Below are 18,090 nucleotides of genomic sequence, written 5' to 3'. Positions count from 1 at the left end.
TCAAGCATAAGATTTACTTAATATTGTTATTTATTGCTAATAATGAACAAATTTCACGTAACATCGACTGCCCCTTCTCCTGGGGTAATTGAGCATCTACCGGCAAATACCACCAGTTCGACTGAGCAAAACTAAAACACTTAACTGCATCCTTTTCCGTCATCAGTAAATTCTGGTTTGTATCAGCCAGATGACGCAATTGATCTTCGGTGTACCGTTGATGGTCGGCAAATGGGTACTCTTTTTGTAAGTCAGCGCCTAACTGTTGCAAAGTTGCAAAAAACCGCGGTGGATGGCCGATTCCAGCCATAGCCACAACGTGAGGTATGAGATTCACTGCGCGTTTTTCACCACTCACCATATTCACAGCTAATTCGCCAGCTAATGTCATGGATAATTCGCCTGGCTGAGGAGTACCACCGTTGGTAATAATGGCATTAACCCGATTCAATCGCCCAGATAATTCACGCATTGGGCCAGCCGGAAGCCACCAACCATTACCAAAACGACGCACGCCATCAATAACCGCAATTTCAAAATCTCGCTGCAAAGCATAGTGCTGTAAGCCATCGTCAGTCACGATAATATCCAATGGCGTATCTGCCAGTAATGCTTTCACTGCTGCAACCCGTTTTGGCGCAACCGCCACAGGCGCGCCAGTACGACGGTGAATTAATACCGGTTCATCACCGGCCTGAGCCGTAGTGACATTTTTAGTCACCAACAGAGGATAATTTTCTGCTTTACCCCCATAACCACGAGAAACAACACCAACCCGATAACCTTTTTTCTGCAACTGCTCCACCAGCCAGATAACTACCGGCGTTTTACCATTACCGCCGGCGGTTAGATTACCGACTACCACAACAGGTACAGGCGCTTTCCAGGATTGACTCACCCCAGTTTTATAACTCAACCACCGTAAGCCGCTTATCAGCCCGTAAAGGGCTGAAAAAGGTAATAACAGCAAATAAAGCCATGAGCGGCCTGACCATATGCGCTCAATCATTGACCAAATTGCATCCGATGTAGTTGTGAATAAACACCATTTCGCTCCAGCAGCGAGAGATGATTACCCCGTTCAACAATATGACCATCTTCAATCACCAGAATTTCATCCGCGTTTTCGATGGTTGATAGACGATGTGCAATAACCAGTGAGGTTCTGTTTTTCTGCAACTCATCCAGTGCCGCCTGAATCGCCCGTTCAGATTCCGTATCTAGCGCCGAAGTAGCCTCATCAAGAATCAGGACTGGAGAATCACGCAATAAGGCACGCGCGATAGCAATACGCTGACGCTGACCGCCAGAAAGCAACACGCCATTTTCACCGATCATGGTATCCAAACCGTTATCCAGCTTCTTGATAAAGTCCATCGCATAAGCCATCTCAGCCGCCCTCTCAATCTCTTCACGGCTATATTGGTTTTCACTGGCATAAGCAATATTGTTCGCTACTGTGTCATTAAATAAATGCACATTCTGCGATACCAGAGCAACCTGTCTACGCAAAGAAGAGAGCGTATATTCCCGTAAGTCACGGTCATCAAGCAGAATACTGCCTTCATTGACATCATAAAAACGGGTCAGCAAATTCGCTATTGTGGATTTACCCGAGCCAGAGCGCCCAACTAAAGCGACAATTTTCCCCGCCGGGATATGCATAGAAATGTTTTGTAGCGCGGGCAATTCCTTGGTCGGGTAGCAAAAAGTTACATTACGGAATTCAATATTACCGTCCGCTTTTTTAAGTTCCAATTTGCCGTCATCTTTTTCCTGTTCCATATCCAGAATAGCAAACAGAGTCTGACAGGCCGCCATACCACGCTGGAATTGCGCGTTAACATTAGTCAAAGATTTTAACGGACGCATCAGCGCAATCATTGATGAGAATACCACGGTAATTTTCCCCGCAGTCAGTGTGTCCATAATCTCCGGGAAACTTGCTGCATACAGGACAAAAGCTAAAGCAAATGAAGCAATCAACTGAATGATGGGATCAGAAATTGAGGAAGCAGAAACCATCTTCATGCCTTGCTGGCGCATATGGTTACTCACTTTATTAAAGCGCTCAGTTTCTACTTTCTGCCCACCGAAAATCAGCACTTCCTTGTGACCTTTCAGCATCTGCTCTGCGCTGGCAGTAACTTGCCCCATACTGTTTTGCATATTTTTACTGATATCACGAAATCGCTTCGATACCACACGAATCACTAATGACACAACCGGCGCAATCACAATCAGGATCAAAGATAATTGCCAGCTATAGTAAAACATCAAAATAAACAGGCCGATAATTGATGCCCCTTCCCTGACAACAGTAATCAGTGCGCTGGAAGACGAAGAGGCCACCTGTTCAGAATCATAAGTGATACGGGAAAGCAGAGTTCCTGTCGATTGCTGATCAAAAAATGACACTGGCATCCCCATCATATGGCTGAACAGACGGCGACGCATCTGCATTACCACTTTACCGGAGACCCAAGAGATACAATAACTTGATACAAACCCGGATAGCCCTCGCATAACCATTAAAGCAATCACAATCAGCGGCATCCATTTCAGTACATCACTGCTTGCTTTGCCGAAACCTTCATCAAGTAAAGGCTTAAGCAATGAAAGCATTAACGTATCACCGGCAGCATTAAGGATCAGTGCAACCGCAGCAACTATCAGCCCAATCCTAAACGGAGTGATAATCGGCCATAGTCGGCGAAACGTCTGCCAGGTAGAAAGGTCTTTATCATTCATTATTGAGTACCAACACCAAAAGAAATAGCGGGTTATTCTACTCATGATCACCACGAATACCAAACCACTGATGATACCAGCGTGACATAATTTGTTGCCTATAGCTCATCATTTCAACATGATCGCCATAAAAATAAGCTGTTATCTGCCCGGATACTGCGGTGCTACGCCACTCTGCCCCGTTTTTACGATAACGTCTCTGCACTTTAACCGAAGGGAGTCGCCACGGGCTATAACGTGCAACAGAGGCCAGTGCATATTGTGGTGAGACGGTATGAATAAAAGCAGATGTAGATGACGTATTACTACCATGATGTGGAACTTGCAATATGGTTGATCTTAAATTCTCTTTTTCTATTCCCAATAGCTTATATTCCCCTTGCTTTTCCAGATCTCCGGTTAAAAGCAAGCTATGTTTGCCATCTTCTACCCGAATAACACAGGATTCGTTATTACCTGCATGTAATGATCTTACCGGCGGCCATAATACACGGAAGCTCAACCCTTGCCAGTACCACTGCTCACCGCGTATACATGGAAGATGTTGCTGATTGATTAAAGAACTTCTCACAGCAATACCAGGATATTTTTGTTGTAAGAATTCTAACCCACCCGTATGGTCAAGGTGATCATGACTAATAATAATCTGTTCTGGCGTTAATCGATGCCAACGCAAATAAGGGATAATCACCCTTTCAGCCATACTGCCGGTTTCCCAACGATTACCGGTATCAAAAATCAGCGCTTTGCCATCTTTTTCAATGATAACCGCAAGCCCATGCCCTACATCCAACATAGAAAATCGCCACAGATATTCTTCGGTGCGCCTCAGATAGCAGAGCATTATCCCTAAAGAAATGCCAATCAGTAATTTATATGATTGCCACCAAGCAAACCGCCAAATAATGACAACAAACCAACCAATAAACGTTATTAAGAAGGGAAAACAGCCAGTTTCACTCCATGACTGTTGTAATACTGGCAAAGGAATTAAAGAGAAGGTTACAGAGTAATCGACTAATTGCCATAATAAAGCGTTAATAAAGGAACAAAAATGGCTGATTAATGCCAGCATAATCAACGGAACAGTAATAAATGAGATGATTGGCACGGCCCAAAAGTTAGCAAATAAAGCGGCAAAATTGACGCCATGAAATAATAATAGCTGGAGAGGAATAAGCATCAACATCATACCCATTTGCATATATAACCCACGCAGCCATAGCCATTTCCAACCATAACGAAATGGCTCAATCAACGGCGCCCAAAAGAACCAGAACATTAGCGCCATCACAGCAAAGAAAGAGAGCCAGAAGCTATCAGAAAGCACAGTTAAGGGATCAAATAAGAGAATCATTGCGGCTGTCCACAATGCCCACTGCCAAGGGAAACAGAGAATATTTCTGTAACGTAAATATAGCCAGAGCGTTAACCCCAGTAATGCACGAATAGCCGGAATGCCCCAACCCGATAACCAAACATAATTTATTGCCACTATCCAGCCGATAATCAATGGAAATCTGTGTCCTATCCAGTGCACGGGAAAGAAGAGCTGTAATAATCTTGCCATCCACCAACCAAACATACTGGCAACGGTAATATGCAACCCGGAAATAGCCATAAGGTGAGCCGTACCTGTTTGTTGCAATAATAAATTGTCCTCCTTACTTAACCACCGACGTTCCCCGAATGATAATGCCATCGCAATGCCACTATGCTTCAATTCACGAATATCCGGTGCAATATGACTGACCAATCGCTGACGTAAGTTACATTTACCGTCAATTAATTCAGCGTGAATGACTTTCCCTGTTAAAGGTTGGCGGATAGCTAATGCTCTACGCTGGCTATCATATCCACCCTGATTTAGCTGACTATGAACTGGCCGTAATTTCATTTTCAGCAACCATTTTTGACCAGCACACAGAGATTCAGGCGAAATATCCCAAGCAACGGAAACATACAGTGGTGGAAAAATAACTTTATTTTCATCCTCAATAATACGCAGGATAACCCTGCCTTTCTCTTCATTATCTAATGATAAACTTTCAATAATAACCCGTGATAAATGCACTTTCTCACTAAAATAGATTATCTGTTCGAGCAGATGATTTCCCTGCCAGCACCCAATAAGAAATGCCAGTAACGAAATTGAAACCATCCGGCAAAAACAAAATGGCAAGAATAAGCAGAATAGAGCCAGTAACAGCAATATAATAATCTGCCATTTCTGTGGTAACTCAGGTAGAAAAAGCAAGGGTACAATACCGATAATAATAGCTATTGCAGCCTGATTCACGCTAATGATTGGTATAGGTTGTTTCCAATTTGTCGTTATCTTGTTTATCAAAACTGAAAACCACATCCTTATTCATCCTTACCCTTTTATCTTTCCAGCAAAGTATTCCTCATTTTTTACAATGCAGCCAGAAGCACAAGAAAAATTATCAAACACCTTCGCAGATTAATTCCAGGCTAACAATCATTTCAAAAATATATGCGAACAGCTTCGCAAAGATAGAAACTGCCGCCTGCTCATTACCACCCAATGTTATATTGGTCGTAAATGCAACATTGCGATATTGATATCAAATAAAATATTTCGTAAGGTTTTGTCTACACCCTTATTACAGATATAAAAACTCACTAGAAGTTACATTATCCACTTATTATTATAATTAAAGACTAAATTCATTTTTGAAATTATTAACCAAGCCTATAGATTAATAAAAAATTAATTTAACCATATATATACCCTATGGTAACGGGTATAAAACAATAAAAATCATTATTGCCAAACATTACCTAAGTGATTAAGCACTGAATTAATAAAACGACTTAAATAATTGTCTACTTTTTGTTTTGTGATTAAGATCGCATTGATTAAATTTAAATAATATTAAATTAATATTTCCATTCTGTTTTTATATGGAAAATAATTAAAAAATCATGTTAAATACAATAAGGTGGTTTTTATGAAAAACAAGATAATTGTATCTGACTCTCTGCAAGAACATCATCTTACTAAATTATTTAATGATGAAGTGTTAGCAATCCATATAAAGAAATATGTTGATATCCCTCTTGCAAACAAGCTTTCTGATTTTTTCCTCTCCCACGAAAATCTAGAATGTCACCCTCATGATTTGAAAAAAGGAGATGAGGTTGTTTTAGTTGATTATGGTGTTGATAGAATCGGCCCATCTTACAACACAACTTTTGGCAAATCCAAAGATAGCGATAGCTATAAAAAATATTTTGAAAATGCGTTACCTGCCATCAGAAATGTCAGAAATTTCTGTGCTCCCATGTTAGCCCCTTTCGATAAATTTCGTTTAGAACTGGACGAAATATGGTCCGCCGGGGCCAGTATCGCCAACTTTGAAGGTAAAAAGATGCATGCTGGTATTGCCAGGGTGATGAACAGGCCAGAACGCTCTTTCATGGTCGAAAAGCAACCCCATTTTGATGGCCTTCAACAACAATCGGTCAATTTGTTGGGGCAATGTTCAGTGAATATCTATATAAAAATGCCTGCAATTGGAGGAGAGCTAGAGCTGTGGGATGTTCCCGAAATTCCTATCACCGAGTTAATCGAAGATAATGCAGAAAATGATTGGCGAGGTACGCTTCCGCCATCTATCCTTATTAAACCAGAACAAGGAGATTTGATCATAATAAACACCAGGAAACCCCATGCTATTCGTAGTTTTCCCGAGGGGTGCAGAATATCATTGCAAAGCTTTATTGGATTATCACTAAATAAACATCTCATGTTATGGAATTAATTATATGGTTGATGTAATCAGTACATTAGGAACATTTTTTCTTTTAGGATTGGGAGCTGCGGCTCCCGTTGGCCCGATAAATATAGAAATTATGCGTAGGCACTTGAATATCAGTTGTCTTCACGCAGTAGTTTTTGGTTTAGGCGCCTGTTTTGCCGATATAATTTATTTATTACTTCTAGGTTTTGGCATATTACAACTGTTTTCCAATACTATTTTCATGCCTATTTTGGGGTTTTTAGGGGCATTAATGGTCATTTGGTTTGGTATTACCAGCTTCATTAATAAGAAAAATGAGGAAAATATCAATATCATCTCCAAACCTTATCATAGGCAATTTTTTGATGGTGTATTGTTAACACTATTAAATCCATACAATGTTATTTTCTGGCTGTCTGTCAGTGCGCAACTCAACAATATTGCATCAGGTAAATATAGTTTAGCTATTGGCGCAGCAGGGACAATTATTGGCGTTATTGTTTGGGTTGCCTTTATTAATGCTGTTATATTTTTCTCCAGAAAAATGCTCAGTCATCGTGTTATTAAGTTTATTAATTACACCAGCGGTGTCGTTCTTATTATGCTTGGAATCTATTTCTTTTCATATTCAATAACATTATTTAATCTAAAATTTCCTTAAGTCAGGAAATATTATGCCTGAAGGTCGAATAACGTTTTTAATCAAACGAAATTTCGTGGATATCTTTAGGCATTACTTCTAGAACTTGCTGGTAAAGTCCTGGTAGATCGCTGTGGATCGTTTTCCAAACAATCTCAAGATCCACCTTGAAGTAGCCATGAGCCAAAGCATTACGCATATGGTAAGCGAACGACAATGGCAATTCAGGGTTAGCAACGGCGAAATTGTGATAGTGCTTCCCAATGTTGTTACTGGCCTCGCCGATGATCTCGAAGTTGCGGATCACGGCGTCCTGCACCAACTGGTTGTTTAGGAACGCCAGTTCATCCATGTCTTCCGTGTAGCTGTCGATACGCTTGATGGCTTCCAGGATGTGGGCCAGATAATCGACAAGACGCTGCTGATCACGGCTCATACAGGCACAGCCTCGGCAAGAACGGTCGCCCTGAATTTCTCTGGTAGTGCCTTCGGAGTCAGCACATCCACTGGCACACCGAGCAGTTGCAACAACTCATGCCGGATCGCGCCAATGTCAAAGAGAGTGGTTTCCGGCGTCGGGTCGATCAGGATGTCTAAGTCACTGTCCTCGGTGTCATCACCGTGTATAACAGACCCAAAAACACGGGCATTACGGGCACGATGAGACTCCACTACACGACGGATGGCCTCCCGATTGGCAGCCAAAGCTACTGATGGTTTCATGCCATTAACTCCACAACAAAATGTGGTTTTATAATATGGTGGCACCAAGAGGAAAGCAACACCAAAGTCCGCTTTCCATCATCAATGTCAGTGCCAAAATCCGTGTTTTTTCTGATGATTATGACCCAGAAATCGCTCCGTGAGACAGTAACGCGAAATCATAGTTGTCAATTTATGTGGCAGTTGCTTAATTATGTTGATGCCTTTTTGAGATCGTTTTCATCACAGCAAGAACCAGGAAGACAAAAAAATGGGTGTAGCACTATTATGAAACCTTATTTAAAATAACTGCTCTGATTTCATTACTTATTGTTAATTAAACGAGAAGGATTGTATCAAGCTGTGGAACGTCTTATCCGTACTGAACAGAGGATACCGGAGCGGTAACGATTCTCGACACACCCATTAAACTCAAGAACTACGACAAGGATATTCTCAATTTCTTGCCCCCGTTCCATTGTGCTATCCGATAAGCGTTTACGCCATTAAAAACATGATCAAACAAACTTAGTTGAAGTTGCTGTGACTTTGGCATATATTTTGTGCAAAGATTTTTTAAATTAATTCCCTCGTAGGGAGAACTTCAAGATGAATGCGCCTGATATTAAAAAAGCACAACATGTTGCCTACGCTCAACGTGTAAAAAAGCAGCAGAATGGTCATGCAGCTCCACAGCCCGTTATACAAAGACCAGCTTTAAGTATGCCATCAGGTAGCTCCGTCGCAGATATGGCTCCGAACTTCTGATTCTTCCCCTGTACCGAACATGATATATTAAGCCAAGTGTTTATAATATTTAGCTCTTTTTTATGACTGTTGAACACATACCGCCTTCTGAACAAATTTATTTGCTCAATCAAGAGCTAATCCAAAACGCTGATAGCTTAACAGGGCCGGCAATCACTGTTGGCGGTCAAGCTGTGTGCTACTGGGTAAATACATACCTTCATAAATACTCGAAAAATAATTTACCTAACGAAGTTTTCATAACTTCTGTTGATGTTGATTATGTAACAAAACGAAACAATGTTGAAAACATCGCCAGAGCATTCAACGTTGAACCTCATTATAACAACCCACTTGATCTCCCATCTATTGCAATATGCCTTCTGACCGATAAGGACACAAAGACGATTAAAGAGCATGAAGGCCGATTGTTCTCTAACCCTGATAACAATGATGAATGTAACCTTGTTGATATCATTGACCGGCCAGCAGGTTTTGAACACGACGATTTATCTGGCGACAAACTATACTTAAACACAGAACGTTTTATGATTAATGCAGCGCCAGGCTCTCATGAGTTCGTCCGTGTTTTGAATCCTATCGCTTGTATTCGATCTCGCCTCGCCAACATTGTGAATAAAGTCAAAGACGATATTGAGGTCGAGAAAGAGCGCATCAGAAGCCTGATGATCCCTGCTTATTACTTTCTGTTAGAAAAACTTGAGCATAAAGATTTTCGAACAGCTAGAAAATATGTTGAATACTTTGATTATCTGCTACAAGAACGAACCCGGCGTCACTGTCTTGTCAAGTATGGGATTGAACTCCATAAAGTTATTGAATCACTTCAAGTTAATCTCTCTGAACACAGGGATGATTACGAGTTGCCGGATATGTTTCTTGATGAAGAGTTAAGACGAATGGTTGATCATCATAAAAATCAATATATTAGACTAAGATCTCACTTACCGTTAGACCAATAACTTTATAAGAACGAACTCCCTATTAGGCGTTTCAGACCGCTCCCGGTTTACCGTTTCTGGCTCTCCATTCTTTGATTTGTTTCACTATTCCTTCAAGAGAATCATCCTTACCAGGCGATGGATAAAAGAGTATATCAATACCATCAGGATGCTCTGATAAGCGGATAAAATCTTGAACTGTAACACTAGCTTAATCTTCAGTTGCATAATCTGCATTGCACACTTTTCTAGCAAATTCTAAAAATCCCGATTCTGTATAATCTTCTAACTTTTCTTTCAGTTTTATTTTATCCCTCTTCTATTTGAATGAATTTCAATATGTCTAATCCAACTGTCAACGGATTCGGTGCAGCGGGCAGTTGCCGCCGCAGCGACCACGGCTGCTTCGGTTTTATCTTTATTGCCGCTAAACCAGCGTTTATACCACGAATTGATTTCTGCTTGTAACAACTCATATTTTTAATGATTTGAATACAATTTTTTATCAAAAGTGAACATCACAAATAAATTTAAAACCAATAATGATATGAGTTTTACACACCAAATGGTTTCTGGGGAAACAATGTCAGATTGGCAGGATTACGGGAGTAGGTTTTCTCAGTATAAAAATCAGCTCTTTTTATATGAGTCTTGGTTAGATCAAAAAAGTGCTGACCAAAAGGCCAGCACTTTGCGATGAATCTAAAACAGCATCGAAACACTGTTTAGAATAAGCAATAACTTGTTATCTTCAAACTTAATCGTAGATATTCACGCGATCACGCAACTCTTTGCCAGGTTTAAAATGGGGAACGTATTTACCTTCCAGCTCCACTTTATCACCGGTTTTAGGGTTACGGCCTACGCGCGGAGCACGGTAGTGAAGAGAAAAACTGCCGAATCCGCGCACCTCTATACGTTCGCCATCTGCCAATGTTATTGCCATATGGTCGAGTATTTCTTTCACTGCATCTTCAACGGTTTTGGCCGAAATATGAGATTGCTGGCCAGCAAGTCTTTCAATTAATTCAGACTTGGTCATGAGTACCTCCCTAAACTACCGCACCTGGATAACACTTACGCGTTATCCACCGTTATTCACTTGAATTATTCGCCTTTCGCTGCTTTGAAAGCTTCAGCCATTGCATTGTTAGCAAAGTTTGCATCTTCTTGTTTGTTCACAGAAGCGATAGCGTCTTTTTCGTCAGCTTCGTCTTTAGCGCGAACAGACAGGTTGATAACGCGGTTTTTGCGATCAACACCAGTATATTTAGCTTCAACTGCATCACCCACATTCAGAACCAGCGTTGCATCTTCAACGCGGTCACGAGAAGCTTCTGATGCACGCAGGTAACCTTCAACGCCGTCAGCCAGTTCTACTGTCGCACCTTTAGCATCAACCGCAGTCACTTTACCAGTCACAATAGCACCTTTCTTGTTCACAGACAGGTAGTTATTGAATGGATCTTCCGCCAGTTGTTTGATACCCAGAGAGATACGCTCACGCTCTGCATCTACTTGCAGAACAACAGCCGCGATTTCATCGCCTTTTTTGTATTCACGAACTGCTTCTTCGCCTGCAACGTTCCAGGAGATGTCAGACAGGTGAACCAGGCCATCAATGCCGCCATCCAGACCAATGAAGATACCGAAGTCAGTAATAGACTTGATCTTACCTTCAACACGGTCATTTTTGTTGTGAGTTTCAGCAAATAGCTGCCAAGGGTTAGCTTTACACTGTTTCAGACCCAGGGAGATACGACGACGTTCTTCGTCGATATCCAGAACCATAACTTCCACAACGTCACCAACGTTAACTACTTTGGATGGGTGGATGTTTTTGTTGGTCCAGTCCATTTCTGAAACGTGTACCAGACCTTCAACGCCTTCTTCGATTTCTACGAAGCAGCCGTAATCAGTCAGGTTAGTTACGCGACCAGTCAGTTTAGTGCCTTCTGGATAACGCTTAGCGATTGCTACCCAAGGATCTTCGCCCAGTTGTTTCAGGCCCAGAGATACACGGGTACGCTCGCGGTCAAATTTCAGTACTTTAACTGCGATTTCATCGCCCACATTGACGATTTCACTTGGGTGTTTAACACGTTTCCAAGCCATATCAGTAATGTGCAGCAAGCCATCAACGCCGCCCAGATCAACAAATGCGCCGTAGTCAGTCAGGTTCTTAACGATACCTTTAACTTCCATACCTTCTTGCAGGTTTTCCAGCAGTTGATCACGTTCTGCGCTGTTTTCAGATTCGATAACAGCACGACGAGAAACCACGACATTGTTGCGTTTCTGATCCAGTTTGATGACTTTAAACTCAAGCTCTTTACCTTCCAGGTGAGTTGTATCACGAACTGGACGAACATCAACCAGAGAACCAGGCAGGAATGCACGGATACCGTTCAGTTCAACAGTAAAGCCGCCTTTCACTTTGCCGTTGATGATGCCGGTAACAGTTTCTGCGTCTTCGTAAGCTTTTTCCAGCATCAGCCACGCTTCATGGCGTTTCGCTTTCTCACGAGACAGAACAGTTTCACCGAAACCATCTTCAACAGCGTCTAGCGCAACATCAATTTCATCACCAACCTGGATTTCCAGCTCACCCTGAACATTTTTAAACTGTTCTACAGGAATAGCGGATTCTGATTTCAGACCTGCATCAACTAATACAACGTCTTTATCAATAGCAACAACGATGCCGCGAACAATAGCACCTGGACGAGTTTCAATAGATTGCAGGGATTCTTCAAAGAGTTGAGCAAAAGATTCTGTCATGTTAATGATCTTCAAGATTTTAATTTAACGTCCATTTAGCTTCCCGCCGAATGGGGTTGTTTTACATGCCCCGCTACGATTCCTGTAACAGGGTTGTTTAGTTCGCGGAAAAATTCTCTACCCGCGTACTCAATTTTTAGTACATCGTCACCAATTATAAGCTAAAAACTTAAAATCGTTCAGGTAATTGAGAGAATTTTTTTCGCATAATTTAGCGCCTTGTCGATAACTTCCTCGATAGACATACTGGTTGAATCCAATATTAATGCATCTTCAGCCGGCGCTAATGGCGCAACTGCCCGGTTACGATCGCGATAATCACGCTCCTGTATCTCGGACAAAAGACATTCAAAGTTAACACTAAAGCCTTTTTCCTGCAACTGTAGCATACGTCTGCGCGCGCGTTCTTCTGCACTGGCATCAAGGAATATTTTTACCGGAGCATCAGAAAACACCACGGTTCCCATATCACGGCCATCGGCAATCAAGCCCGGCGCAACCCGAAAAGCACGCTGACGCCGTAACAACGCTTCACGAACCCGCGGGAAAGCAGCCGCCTGCGAGGCAGTATTACCAACCGTTTCAGTACGGATCTCATTACTGACATCCTCGCCTTCAAGCATCACACTGAGCTTTCCTTTGCCAGGGACAAAACGTACATCAAGATTAGCAGCCAGAGGAACTAACGCATCTTCAGACTGGATATCCACCTGATGATGAATCGCGGCCAGCGCCAATACTCGATAAATAGCGCCTGAATCAAGCAATTGCCAGCCTAAAGCCTCTGCCAGTACCTGACATAACGTTCCTTTACCTGCACCGCTTGGCCCATCAACAGTTATTACTGGGGCTATCGCCACCATTATTGTTCTCCTTTAGCATGGCAAGTTAACACGTCACCAGATGCTGAATATTTACTCAATAAAATAATCAATATCTGCCGTTTATTATATGCACTCACAGAGTGAACGAAATAAGCGCATGCCATGTAGATAGATTTTAATCAAAAAAATACGCTCTATTGGATCATAATAATCGATAATTATGACTTTCGCTGGCTTAATCTCTCCAATTGATTGAAATAATCAGGAAAGGTTTTCGCTGTACAACCTGGATCGAGAATGGTAACCGGTGTATCGGACAGCGCCACCAACGAGAAACACATCGCCATTCGGTGATCATTATAAGTACCAATTTCAGCAGGTAATAATCTTGGTGGTGGTGTGATGCGAATGTAATCAACCCCCTCTTCCACCTCTGCGCCGACTTTACGCAATTCAGTTGCCATCGCATGGAGCCGATCCGTCTCTTTTACCCGCCAGTTGTATATATTGCGAATGACAGTCTCCCCTTGCGCAAACAACGCGGTGGTGGCAATGGTCATAGCAGCATCGGGGATCTCATTCATATCCATATCAATGCCAGTGAGGGTGCCGCGTTCACATTCAACAAAATCATCACCCCAACGAATTTTCGCCCCCATTTTCTCCAGCACATTGGCAAATTTGGTATCCCCTTGCAGGCTATGTTTACCAATTCCGGTCACCCGCACAGTGCCACCTTTAATTGCTGCGGCCGCCAGAAAATAGGAGGCAGAAGAAGCATCACCTTCAACCAGATAGTGACCCGGAGAAACATATTGCTGTCGGCCTTTAATATGGAAAATCTGATATTGATCGTGATCTATGGTAACACCAAAACTTTTCATCAATGCCAGAGTGATATCAATATAAGGTTTGGAAACCAATTCCCCTTGAATATGAATCTCAGAATCCTGTTCCGCCAATGGCGCCGCCATCAGCAATGCAGTCAAAAATTGGCTGGAAACACGGCCATCTACCGTCACTCTGCCGCCAACAAAACCCCCTTTGATATGTAACGGCGGATAATTTTCTTGCTCCAGATAATCGATTTCTGCGCCCCCTTGACGCAAAGCATCCACCAGATGACCAATCGGACGCTCTTTCATTCGAGGTTCGCCGGTAACAACGACGTCACTTTTGCCCAAGCATAACGCGGCGGTTAAGGGGCGCATTGCCGTGCCGGCATTACCCAGAAACAGTTCTATCGGGCCTTTATGGGTAATCACCCCTCCAATACCGTCAACTTCACAACGGGTACGATCATCAGATAAACGATAACTGACACCCAACGCAACCAAGGCATTGAGCATATGGCGAATATCATCGCTGTCCAACAAGTTAGTTAAGCAGGTAGTACCTTTGGCAAAAGCCGCTAGTAATAGCGCACGGTTAGAAACACTTTTTGACCCTGGCAGGTTAATAGTTCCACTAATGGAGGAAATAGGTTGTAGCATCAGGGATTGCATAAATAACAGGCTCTCCAATTCTCAATTAGGTTATTTTAATTATAAGTGAGTCATTTTTACGTTTGAGGAAATATTTTTTACCTTAAATTAGGCCGGGAACCGTTGTTCCCGGTAATAGTTGGTAAATTAGCCGTTACGACGCTCAAAATCAGCCATAAAATCAACTAAAGCCTGAACCCCTTCTATCGGCATCGCATTATAAATGGAAGCACGCATACCACCGGAAATCCGGTGTCCTTTCAGTGCCTGCAACCCTTGAGCATCAGCCTCTGCCAGAAATTTACTGTCCAGCGAGGCATCTGCCGTCTGGAACGGTACATTCATCAAGGAACGATTTTCAGGGGTAATCTGGTTGCGATAAAAATCACTGTTATCAATGGCACGATAAAGCAATTCAGCCTTAGCCTGATTACGTTTTGCCATCTCTTGTACCCCGCCTTGCTCTTTCAGCCATTTGAAGACCAAACCAGAGAGATACCAGGCAAACGTTGGCGGAGTGTTGAACATGGAGTCATTCTCTGCCAGAACAGCATAGTCCAAAATAGACGGGGTTTCTTTGCGAGCTTTGCCTAATAAATCTTCACGCACAATAACCAATGTGATACCAGCCGGACCAATATTCTTCTGCGCTCCCGCATAAATCACACCGTAGCGGCTCACATCCAATGGCCCGGAAAGAATAGAAGAAGAATAGTCGGCAATAATAACTTTATTATCATCAAAATCCGGCTGTTCATAAATGGCGATACCATCAATAGTTTCATTCGGGCAATAATGAACATAAGCCGCATCATCGCTCAATGACCATTCATGCATTGGCTTAACGCTTTTCAAACCATTAATTTCGGTTTTGATATTAATCACATTCGGCGTGCAGTATCTTTTTGCTTCTTTAACTGCACATGCAGCCCAATAACCGCCATCAATATAATCGGCTTTAACATTGTCACCCAGTAGGTTCATCGGGATAGCGGCAAATTGACCGCGGGCGCCGCCATGACAGAACAACACTTTATAGTTTTCAGGCACTGACAAGAGATCTCGCAGATCATTTTCAGCTTCCTTTGCTACCGCGATAAATTCCTTACCTCGGTGACTGATCTCCATAATTGAAGTCCCAATACCATTCCAGTTGCAGAGCTCCTGTTCAGCTCTACGCAATACTTCAACCGGTAACATAGCGGGACCTGAACTAAAATTATATACCTGATTCATTTACCTCACCTTATTCTGACGAAATAACAATGATTGATAACAATAAATAATCTGATATATCGGTTGTACCATTCCCATTTCATTGCTGCAATGGTTATTCAAACATTGAACAAAACTATCGCAAAAATAGCCAATAAACTTGTTCATTCAGCGCTATTACAGGTGAACTGCTTATTTTTTCCCTTTTTTATCTACAGCTATGAGAGGAAGGAATAATGTGAATGGTGAAAGAGATTCTGAACCACTGTAGAACAAACCCCGATCATATTCTTCGTTAAGTTGCATAACATCAAACGTCGTGGAACTCATTCTGATCGTAACAAAGAGCGGCGCCGTGCGAATGCACGTTCAAGTGCCAGGGTAGGTTCCAGTGGATTCAGCAATGCCTGCGCAAAACATTGCTGATCGATCAGAGACAAACGGAGTACTTCTGACTGCTCAACTGCGCGCTGCGCGGCATCCTGTGCAGCAGACACAACATGATCATAAGTAAGATATTTGACAGGGAACTGAAAGATAATTATGGGAAAAACTTGGACTAAGTGGGAAGTTATGGAGATTCAATTGTAAATTCTTTTCAGTATTTGAAAGGCAGACCGAACGAGAATCATGCTTAGTCTGCCGTCTAATTTTACTAAGCTCAATCAGTTTGACCTGCCTATTCAGACTCGTTATCAAATAACTTACCTTGCAGGCGATCTAGTTCTTCCTTTCGGATACGCTTCACTACGCTGTAAATCCATTGAATAGAAACACCAAACTTGCGAGCCAGATCATGATGATTTTTACCGTTAAATTCGTTGAAAATCTCACGATCACGGAGGCTGACTTTCCAAACCATGCCCATAGGAAAATAGACATTCTGACCGCCCCAAACCTGCATCATATGGTTCGCAACAGCTTCGCCAATTTGTTCAGCTAACGCTGGCTCAACATGGATTATTTCACTGACCGTACAGGCTGTGTGCTGTGCCAGTTCTACCAGCAGTTCAGGACCTTTGCTACGAAAGTTATTCACATCATTCATATTTTTTCCTCGTGACGCGGTTCCGCCACTTCTTCAGTTTTTCAATAATGCTGCTGGCTTGGCCTGAATCCAACCACTGTAAATCATCAATATCCGTTTCACGCTTAACCCAGTGAGCTAAGGCTTGTTCAGAACTATTATGAACAATACCTATAGATGCCATTTCCAACCACAATGCACGTATCTTCTTTGAGTGGGGGTGGCAATCTAATGAACGCGATGTTTTGGATTTCTTAGGGGATTTAATCTTAAAACCGCGCTTTTTCATCGCATCCAAAACGCGAGTTAACTGCGGGATATCCATTTCCCGCGTAGAGGCTTTTCCGGTTTCTGAAAGTAGCATCTGGCGATACGTATCTTCATCTAGTTTTAGATTACTATGTGCAATATGAATAAGCTGAATAAATTTCTGTTTTGCCATCTTATTCATCCTCTGCTATGTACTCTCTAATTGAGTAAACCAAAATAGTCAGCATTAACTTGATATTACTGAACCTGGCTTTTCGGTATAAGACCGTTTTATCCATGAGGGGTCTCCAGTGGCTGTAAATCCCATGTTGCCACAGATACACCGTATTGCTGACTACAATGTGGACAAACCAAGATTAAATCAACAACCCATTCACCAAATTCAAGAGTCTGAATAACTTTAGCTTGTTTTAGATTCATTTTTTCAACAGGTTGTTTGCAGTGATTACATGTTATTTTCATAAGTATGTTCCTTACTTAATTTTCTGTTCAAATAGGATAATTGAAAAATTTTATTTTCCTAAGTTAATTGATATTCCATTAATATCTTTTACAATAGTTTTATTTACATAATTGCCGGATGTATAAAGCGGATTTAGCTTTAAACTGAATTTTTTACCATATTTAATTACCTGTTACTTAATGAATGTATTTATTAATACCAATATATTTACTTCTTTTCCTCAATAAAGAAACTTTTTTTCAAATAGATCGATAATGAAATGCCGGTATTAATATTTCCAAGACTTCCTTTTCTCTGGTTATGGTATGTTACATCCTTGTTGTAACCAACTTGAAACTAATAAAACCAAAAATTAGTCGAATACGCCTTGCATATTTAACTTGTGATAAGGCAGTTTTAATATGAATATTGCCAATATTAATTATTAAGTAGAATTTTTTCTCATAATGATATTTTA

General features: G+C 41.8%; 19 protein-coding genes and 1 pseudogene. 5 read left to right on the top strand and 15 right to left on the bottom strand.

Annotated elements, in window-relative coordinates; all coding sequences use genetic code 11:
- Nucleotides 1-13: 13 nt before the first annotated feature.
- The 3 genes from lpxK to V2H77_RS14250 are packed head-to-tail and all read right to left on the bottom strand — an operon-like array spanning nt 14 to nt 5,116.
- A complete protein-coding gene (lpxK, locus tag V2H77_RS14260) occupies nt 14-1,009 on the bottom strand; it encodes a tetraacyldisaccharide 4'-kinase (protein ID WP_341499318.1) in 996 nt (331 codons plus the stop codon).
- Nucleotides 1,006-2,754, bottom strand: a complete 1,749-nt coding sequence (msbA, locus tag V2H77_RS14255) for a lipid A ABC transporter ATP-binding protein/permease MsbA (RefSeq protein WP_341499349.1) — start codon at nt 2,752-2,754, stop codon at nt 1,006-1,008. Before msbA ends, lpxK begins: the two co-directional genes overlap by 4 nt.
- 34 nt (nt 2,755-2,788) lie before the next feature.
- On the bottom strand, nt 2,789-5,116 hold the full coding sequence (locus V2H77_RS14250) for a ComEC family protein (protein ID WP_341499317.1): 2,328 nt from the start codon (nt 5,114-5,116) through the stop codon (nt 2,789-2,791).
- Between the two features lie 610 nt (nt 5,117-5,726).
- Between V2H77_RS14250 and V2H77_RS14245 the strand changes: the two genes are divergently transcribed.
- Both V2H77_RS14245 and V2H77_RS14240 read left to right on the top strand, forming a co-directional pair.
- The gene (locus tag V2H77_RS14245) at nt 5,727-6,539 is read left to right on the top strand and encodes a 2OG-Fe(II) oxygenase (RefSeq protein ID WP_341499316.1); all 813 of its coding nucleotides are present in this window, start codon (nt 5,727-5,729) and stop codon (nt 6,537-6,539) included.
- Between the two features lie 4 nt (nt 6,540-6,543).
- Nucleotides 6,544-7,179 (top strand): LysE family translocator, encoded by a 636-nt coding sequence (locus V2H77_RS14240; protein WP_049585241.1) that lies wholly within the window; start codon nt 6,544-6,546, stop codon nt 7,177-7,179.
- A gap of 37 nt (nt 7,180-7,216) precedes the next feature.
- Here the strand turns inward: V2H77_RS14240 and V2H77_RS14235 are convergent, their stop codons facing one another.
- Nucleotides 7,217-7,594, bottom strand: a complete 378-nt coding sequence (locus V2H77_RS14235) for a HepT-like ribonuclease domain-containing protein (RefSeq protein WP_341499315.1) — start codon at nt 7,592-7,594, stop codon at nt 7,217-7,219.
- Nucleotides 7,591-7,881, bottom strand: coding sequence for a nucleotidyltransferase family protein (locus tag V2H77_RS14230; protein WP_225812616.1), 291 nt, complete (start codon nt 7,879-7,881; stop codon nt 7,591-7,593). The genes V2H77_RS14235 and V2H77_RS14230 overlap by 4 nt, the downstream gene beginning before the upstream one ends.
- Nucleotides 7,882-8,469: 588 nt before the next feature.
- On the opposite strand from V2H77_RS14230, the gene V2H77_RS14225 reads away from it, so the two are divergent.
- Nucleotides 8,470-8,628 (top strand): hypothetical protein, encoded by a 159-nt coding sequence (locus tag V2H77_RS14225; RefSeq protein ID WP_192900798.1) that lies wholly within the window; start codon nt 8,470-8,472, stop codon nt 8,626-8,628.
- A 62-nt stretch (nt 8,629-8,690) separates the two neighbouring features.
- A complete protein-coding gene (locus tag V2H77_RS14220; protein ID WP_132344420.1) occupies nt 8,691-9,590 on the top strand; it encodes a hypothetical protein in 900 nt (299 codons plus the stop codon).
- A 31-nt stretch (nt 9,591-9,621) separates the two neighbouring features.
- Here the strand turns inward: V2H77_RS14220 and V2H77_RS14215 are convergent.
- Nucleotides 9,622-9,876: pseudogene (locus V2H77_RS14215) on the bottom strand (bacteriocin immunity protein).
- 32 nt (nt 9,877-9,908) lie between these two features.
- On the opposite strand from V2H77_RS14215, the gene V2H77_RS14210 reads away from it, so the two are divergent.
- Nucleotides 9,909-10,037 (top strand): hypothetical protein, encoded by a 129-nt coding sequence (locus V2H77_RS14210; RefSeq protein WP_341499314.1) that lies wholly within the window; start codon nt 9,909-9,911, stop codon nt 10,035-10,037.
- 289 nt (nt 10,038-10,326) lie between these two features.
- Here V2H77_RS14210 and ihfB read toward each other — a convergent pair whose 3' ends face one another.
- The 9 genes from ihfB to V2H77_RS14165 all read right to left on the bottom strand — a co-directional run bounded on the left by ihfB (nt 10,327) and on the right by V2H77_RS14165 (nt 17,632).
- The gene (gene ihfB, locus V2H77_RS14205) at nt 10,327-10,611 is read right to left on the bottom strand and encodes an integration host factor subunit beta (RefSeq protein WP_011145915.1); all 285 of its coding nucleotides are present in this window, start codon (nt 10,609-10,611) and stop codon (nt 10,327-10,329) included.
- Nucleotides 10,612-10,676: 65 nt separating this feature from the next.
- Complete coding sequence (rpsA, locus tag V2H77_RS14200) at nt 10,677-12,350, bottom strand: 30S ribosomal protein S1 (RefSeq protein ID WP_139656636.1); 1,674 nt, start codon at nt 12,348-12,350, stop codon at nt 10,677-10,679.
- Between the two features lie 179 nt (nt 12,351-12,529).
- Nucleotides 12,530-13,213 carry a (d)CMP kinase gene (gene cmk, locus V2H77_RS14195; protein WP_265379817.1) on the bottom strand — a complete coding sequence of 228 codons (684 nt, stop codon included), beginning with the start codon at nt 13,211-13,213 and terminating at the stop codon, nt 12,530-12,532.
- Nucleotides 13,214-13,392: 179 nt separating this feature from the next.
- Nucleotides 13,393-14,679, bottom strand: a complete 1,287-nt coding sequence (gene aroA, locus V2H77_RS14190) for a 3-phosphoshikimate 1-carboxyvinyltransferase (protein WP_265379816.1) — start codon at nt 14,677-14,679, stop codon at nt 13,393-13,395.
- 126 nt (nt 14,680-14,805) lie between these two features.
- Nucleotides 14,806-15,894: a 3-phosphoserine/phosphohydroxythreonine transaminase gene (gene serC / locus V2H77_RS14185; RefSeq protein ID WP_341499313.1), complete on the bottom strand. Its 1,089-nt coding sequence runs from the start codon at nt 15,892-15,894 to the stop codon at nt 14,806-14,808.
- A 305-nt stretch (nt 15,895-16,199) separates the two neighbouring features.
- A complete protein-coding gene (locus V2H77_RS14180; RefSeq protein ID WP_341499312.1) occupies nt 16,200-16,370 on the bottom strand; it encodes a type II toxin -antitoxin system TacA 1-like antitoxin in 171 nt (56 codons plus the stop codon).
- 182 nt (nt 16,371-16,552) lie between these two features.
- The gene (locus tag V2H77_RS14175; RefSeq protein ID WP_036843675.1) at nt 16,553-16,921 is read right to left on the bottom strand and encodes a Mor transcription activator family protein; all 369 of its coding nucleotides are present in this window, start codon (nt 16,919-16,921) and stop codon (nt 16,553-16,555) included.
- Nucleotides 16,914-17,342, bottom strand: a complete 429-nt coding sequence (locus V2H77_RS14170; RefSeq protein WP_341499311.1) for a gp16 family protein — start codon at nt 17,340-17,342, stop codon at nt 16,914-16,916. The genes V2H77_RS14175 and V2H77_RS14170 overlap by 8 nt, the downstream gene beginning before the upstream one ends.
- A 98-nt stretch (nt 17,343-17,440) precedes the next feature.
- A complete protein-coding gene (locus tag V2H77_RS14165; RefSeq protein WP_088371061.1) occupies nt 17,441-17,632 on the bottom strand; it encodes a hypothetical protein in 192 nt (63 codons plus the stop codon).
- Nucleotides 17,633-18,090: the final 458 nt, after the last annotated feature.

The organism is Photorhabdus sp. P32, from assembly GCF_038085095.1.
In the GTDB taxonomy this organism is placed as follows: Bacteria; Pseudomonadota; Gammaproteobacteria; order Enterobacterales; family Enterobacteriaceae; genus Photorhabdus; species Photorhabdus luminescens.
The sequence above is the reverse complement of the archived record's forward strand: the minus strand, read 5'-3'. Positions and strand labels throughout refer to the sequence as shown.

Bases quoted from the DNA above. Each gene is read 5' to 3' on its own strand.
- lpxK (WP_341499318.1), bottom strand. From the start codon at position 1,009: ATGATTGAGCGCATATGGTCAGGCCGCTCATGGCTTTATTTGCTGTTA.
- V2H77_RS14250 (WP_341499317.1), bottom strand. From the start codon at position 5,116: ATGTGGTTTTCAGTTTTGATAAACAAGATAACGACAAATTGGAAACAA.
- V2H77_RS14245 (WP_341499316.1), top strand. From the start codon at position 5,727: ATGAAAAACAAGATAATTGTATCTGACTCTCTGCAAGAACATCATCTT.
- V2H77_RS14240 (WP_049585241.1), top strand. From the start codon at position 6,544: ATGGTTGATGTAATCAGTACATTAGGAACATTTTTTCTTTTAGGATTG.
- V2H77_RS14235 (WP_341499315.1), bottom strand. From the start codon at position 7,594: ATGAGCCGTGATCAGCAGCGTCTTGTCGATTATCTGGCCCACATCCTG.
- V2H77_RS14230 (WP_225812616.1), bottom strand. From the start codon at position 7,881: ATGAAACCATCAGTAGCTTTGGCTGCCAATCGGGAGGCCATCCGTCGT.
- V2H77_RS14225 (WP_192900798.1), top strand. From the start codon at position 8,470: ATGAATGCGCCTGATATTAAAAAAGCACAACATGTTGCCTACGCTCAA.
- V2H77_RS14220 (WP_132344420.1), top strand. From the start codon at position 8,691: ATGACTGTTGAACACATACCGCCTTCTGAACAAATTTATTTGCTCAAT.
- V2H77_RS14210 (WP_341499314.1), top strand. From the start codon at position 9,909: ATGTCTAATCCAACTGTCAACGGATTCGGTGCAGCGGGCAGTTGCCGC.
- ihfB (WP_011145915.1), bottom strand. From the start codon at position 10,611: ATGACCAAGTCTGAATTAATTGAAAGACTTGCTGGCCAGCAATCTCAT.
- rpsA (WP_139656636.1), bottom strand. From the start codon at position 12,350: ATGACAGAATCTTTTGCTCAACTCTTTGAAGAATCCCTGCAATCTATT.
- cmk (WP_265379817.1), bottom strand. From the start codon at position 13,213: ATGGTGGCGATAGCCCCAGTAATAACTGTTGATGGGCCAAGCGGTGCA.
- aroA (WP_265379816.1), bottom strand. From the start codon at position 14,679: ATGCAATCCCTGATGCTACAACCTATTTCCTCCATTAGTGGAACTATT.
- serC (WP_341499313.1), bottom strand. From the start codon at position 15,894: ATGAATCAGGTATATAATTTTAGTTCAGGTCCCGCTATGTTACCGGTT.
- V2H77_RS14175 (WP_036843675.1), bottom strand. From the start codon at position 16,921: ATGAATGATGTGAATAACTTTCGTAGCAAAGGTCCTGAACTGCTGGTA.
- V2H77_RS14170 (WP_341499311.1), bottom strand. From the start codon at position 17,342: ATGGCAAAACAGAAATTTATTCAGCTTATTCATATTGCACATAGTAAT.
- V2H77_RS14165 (WP_088371061.1), bottom strand. From the start codon at position 17,632: ATGAAAATAACATGTAATCACTGCAAACAACCTGTTGAAAAAATGAAT.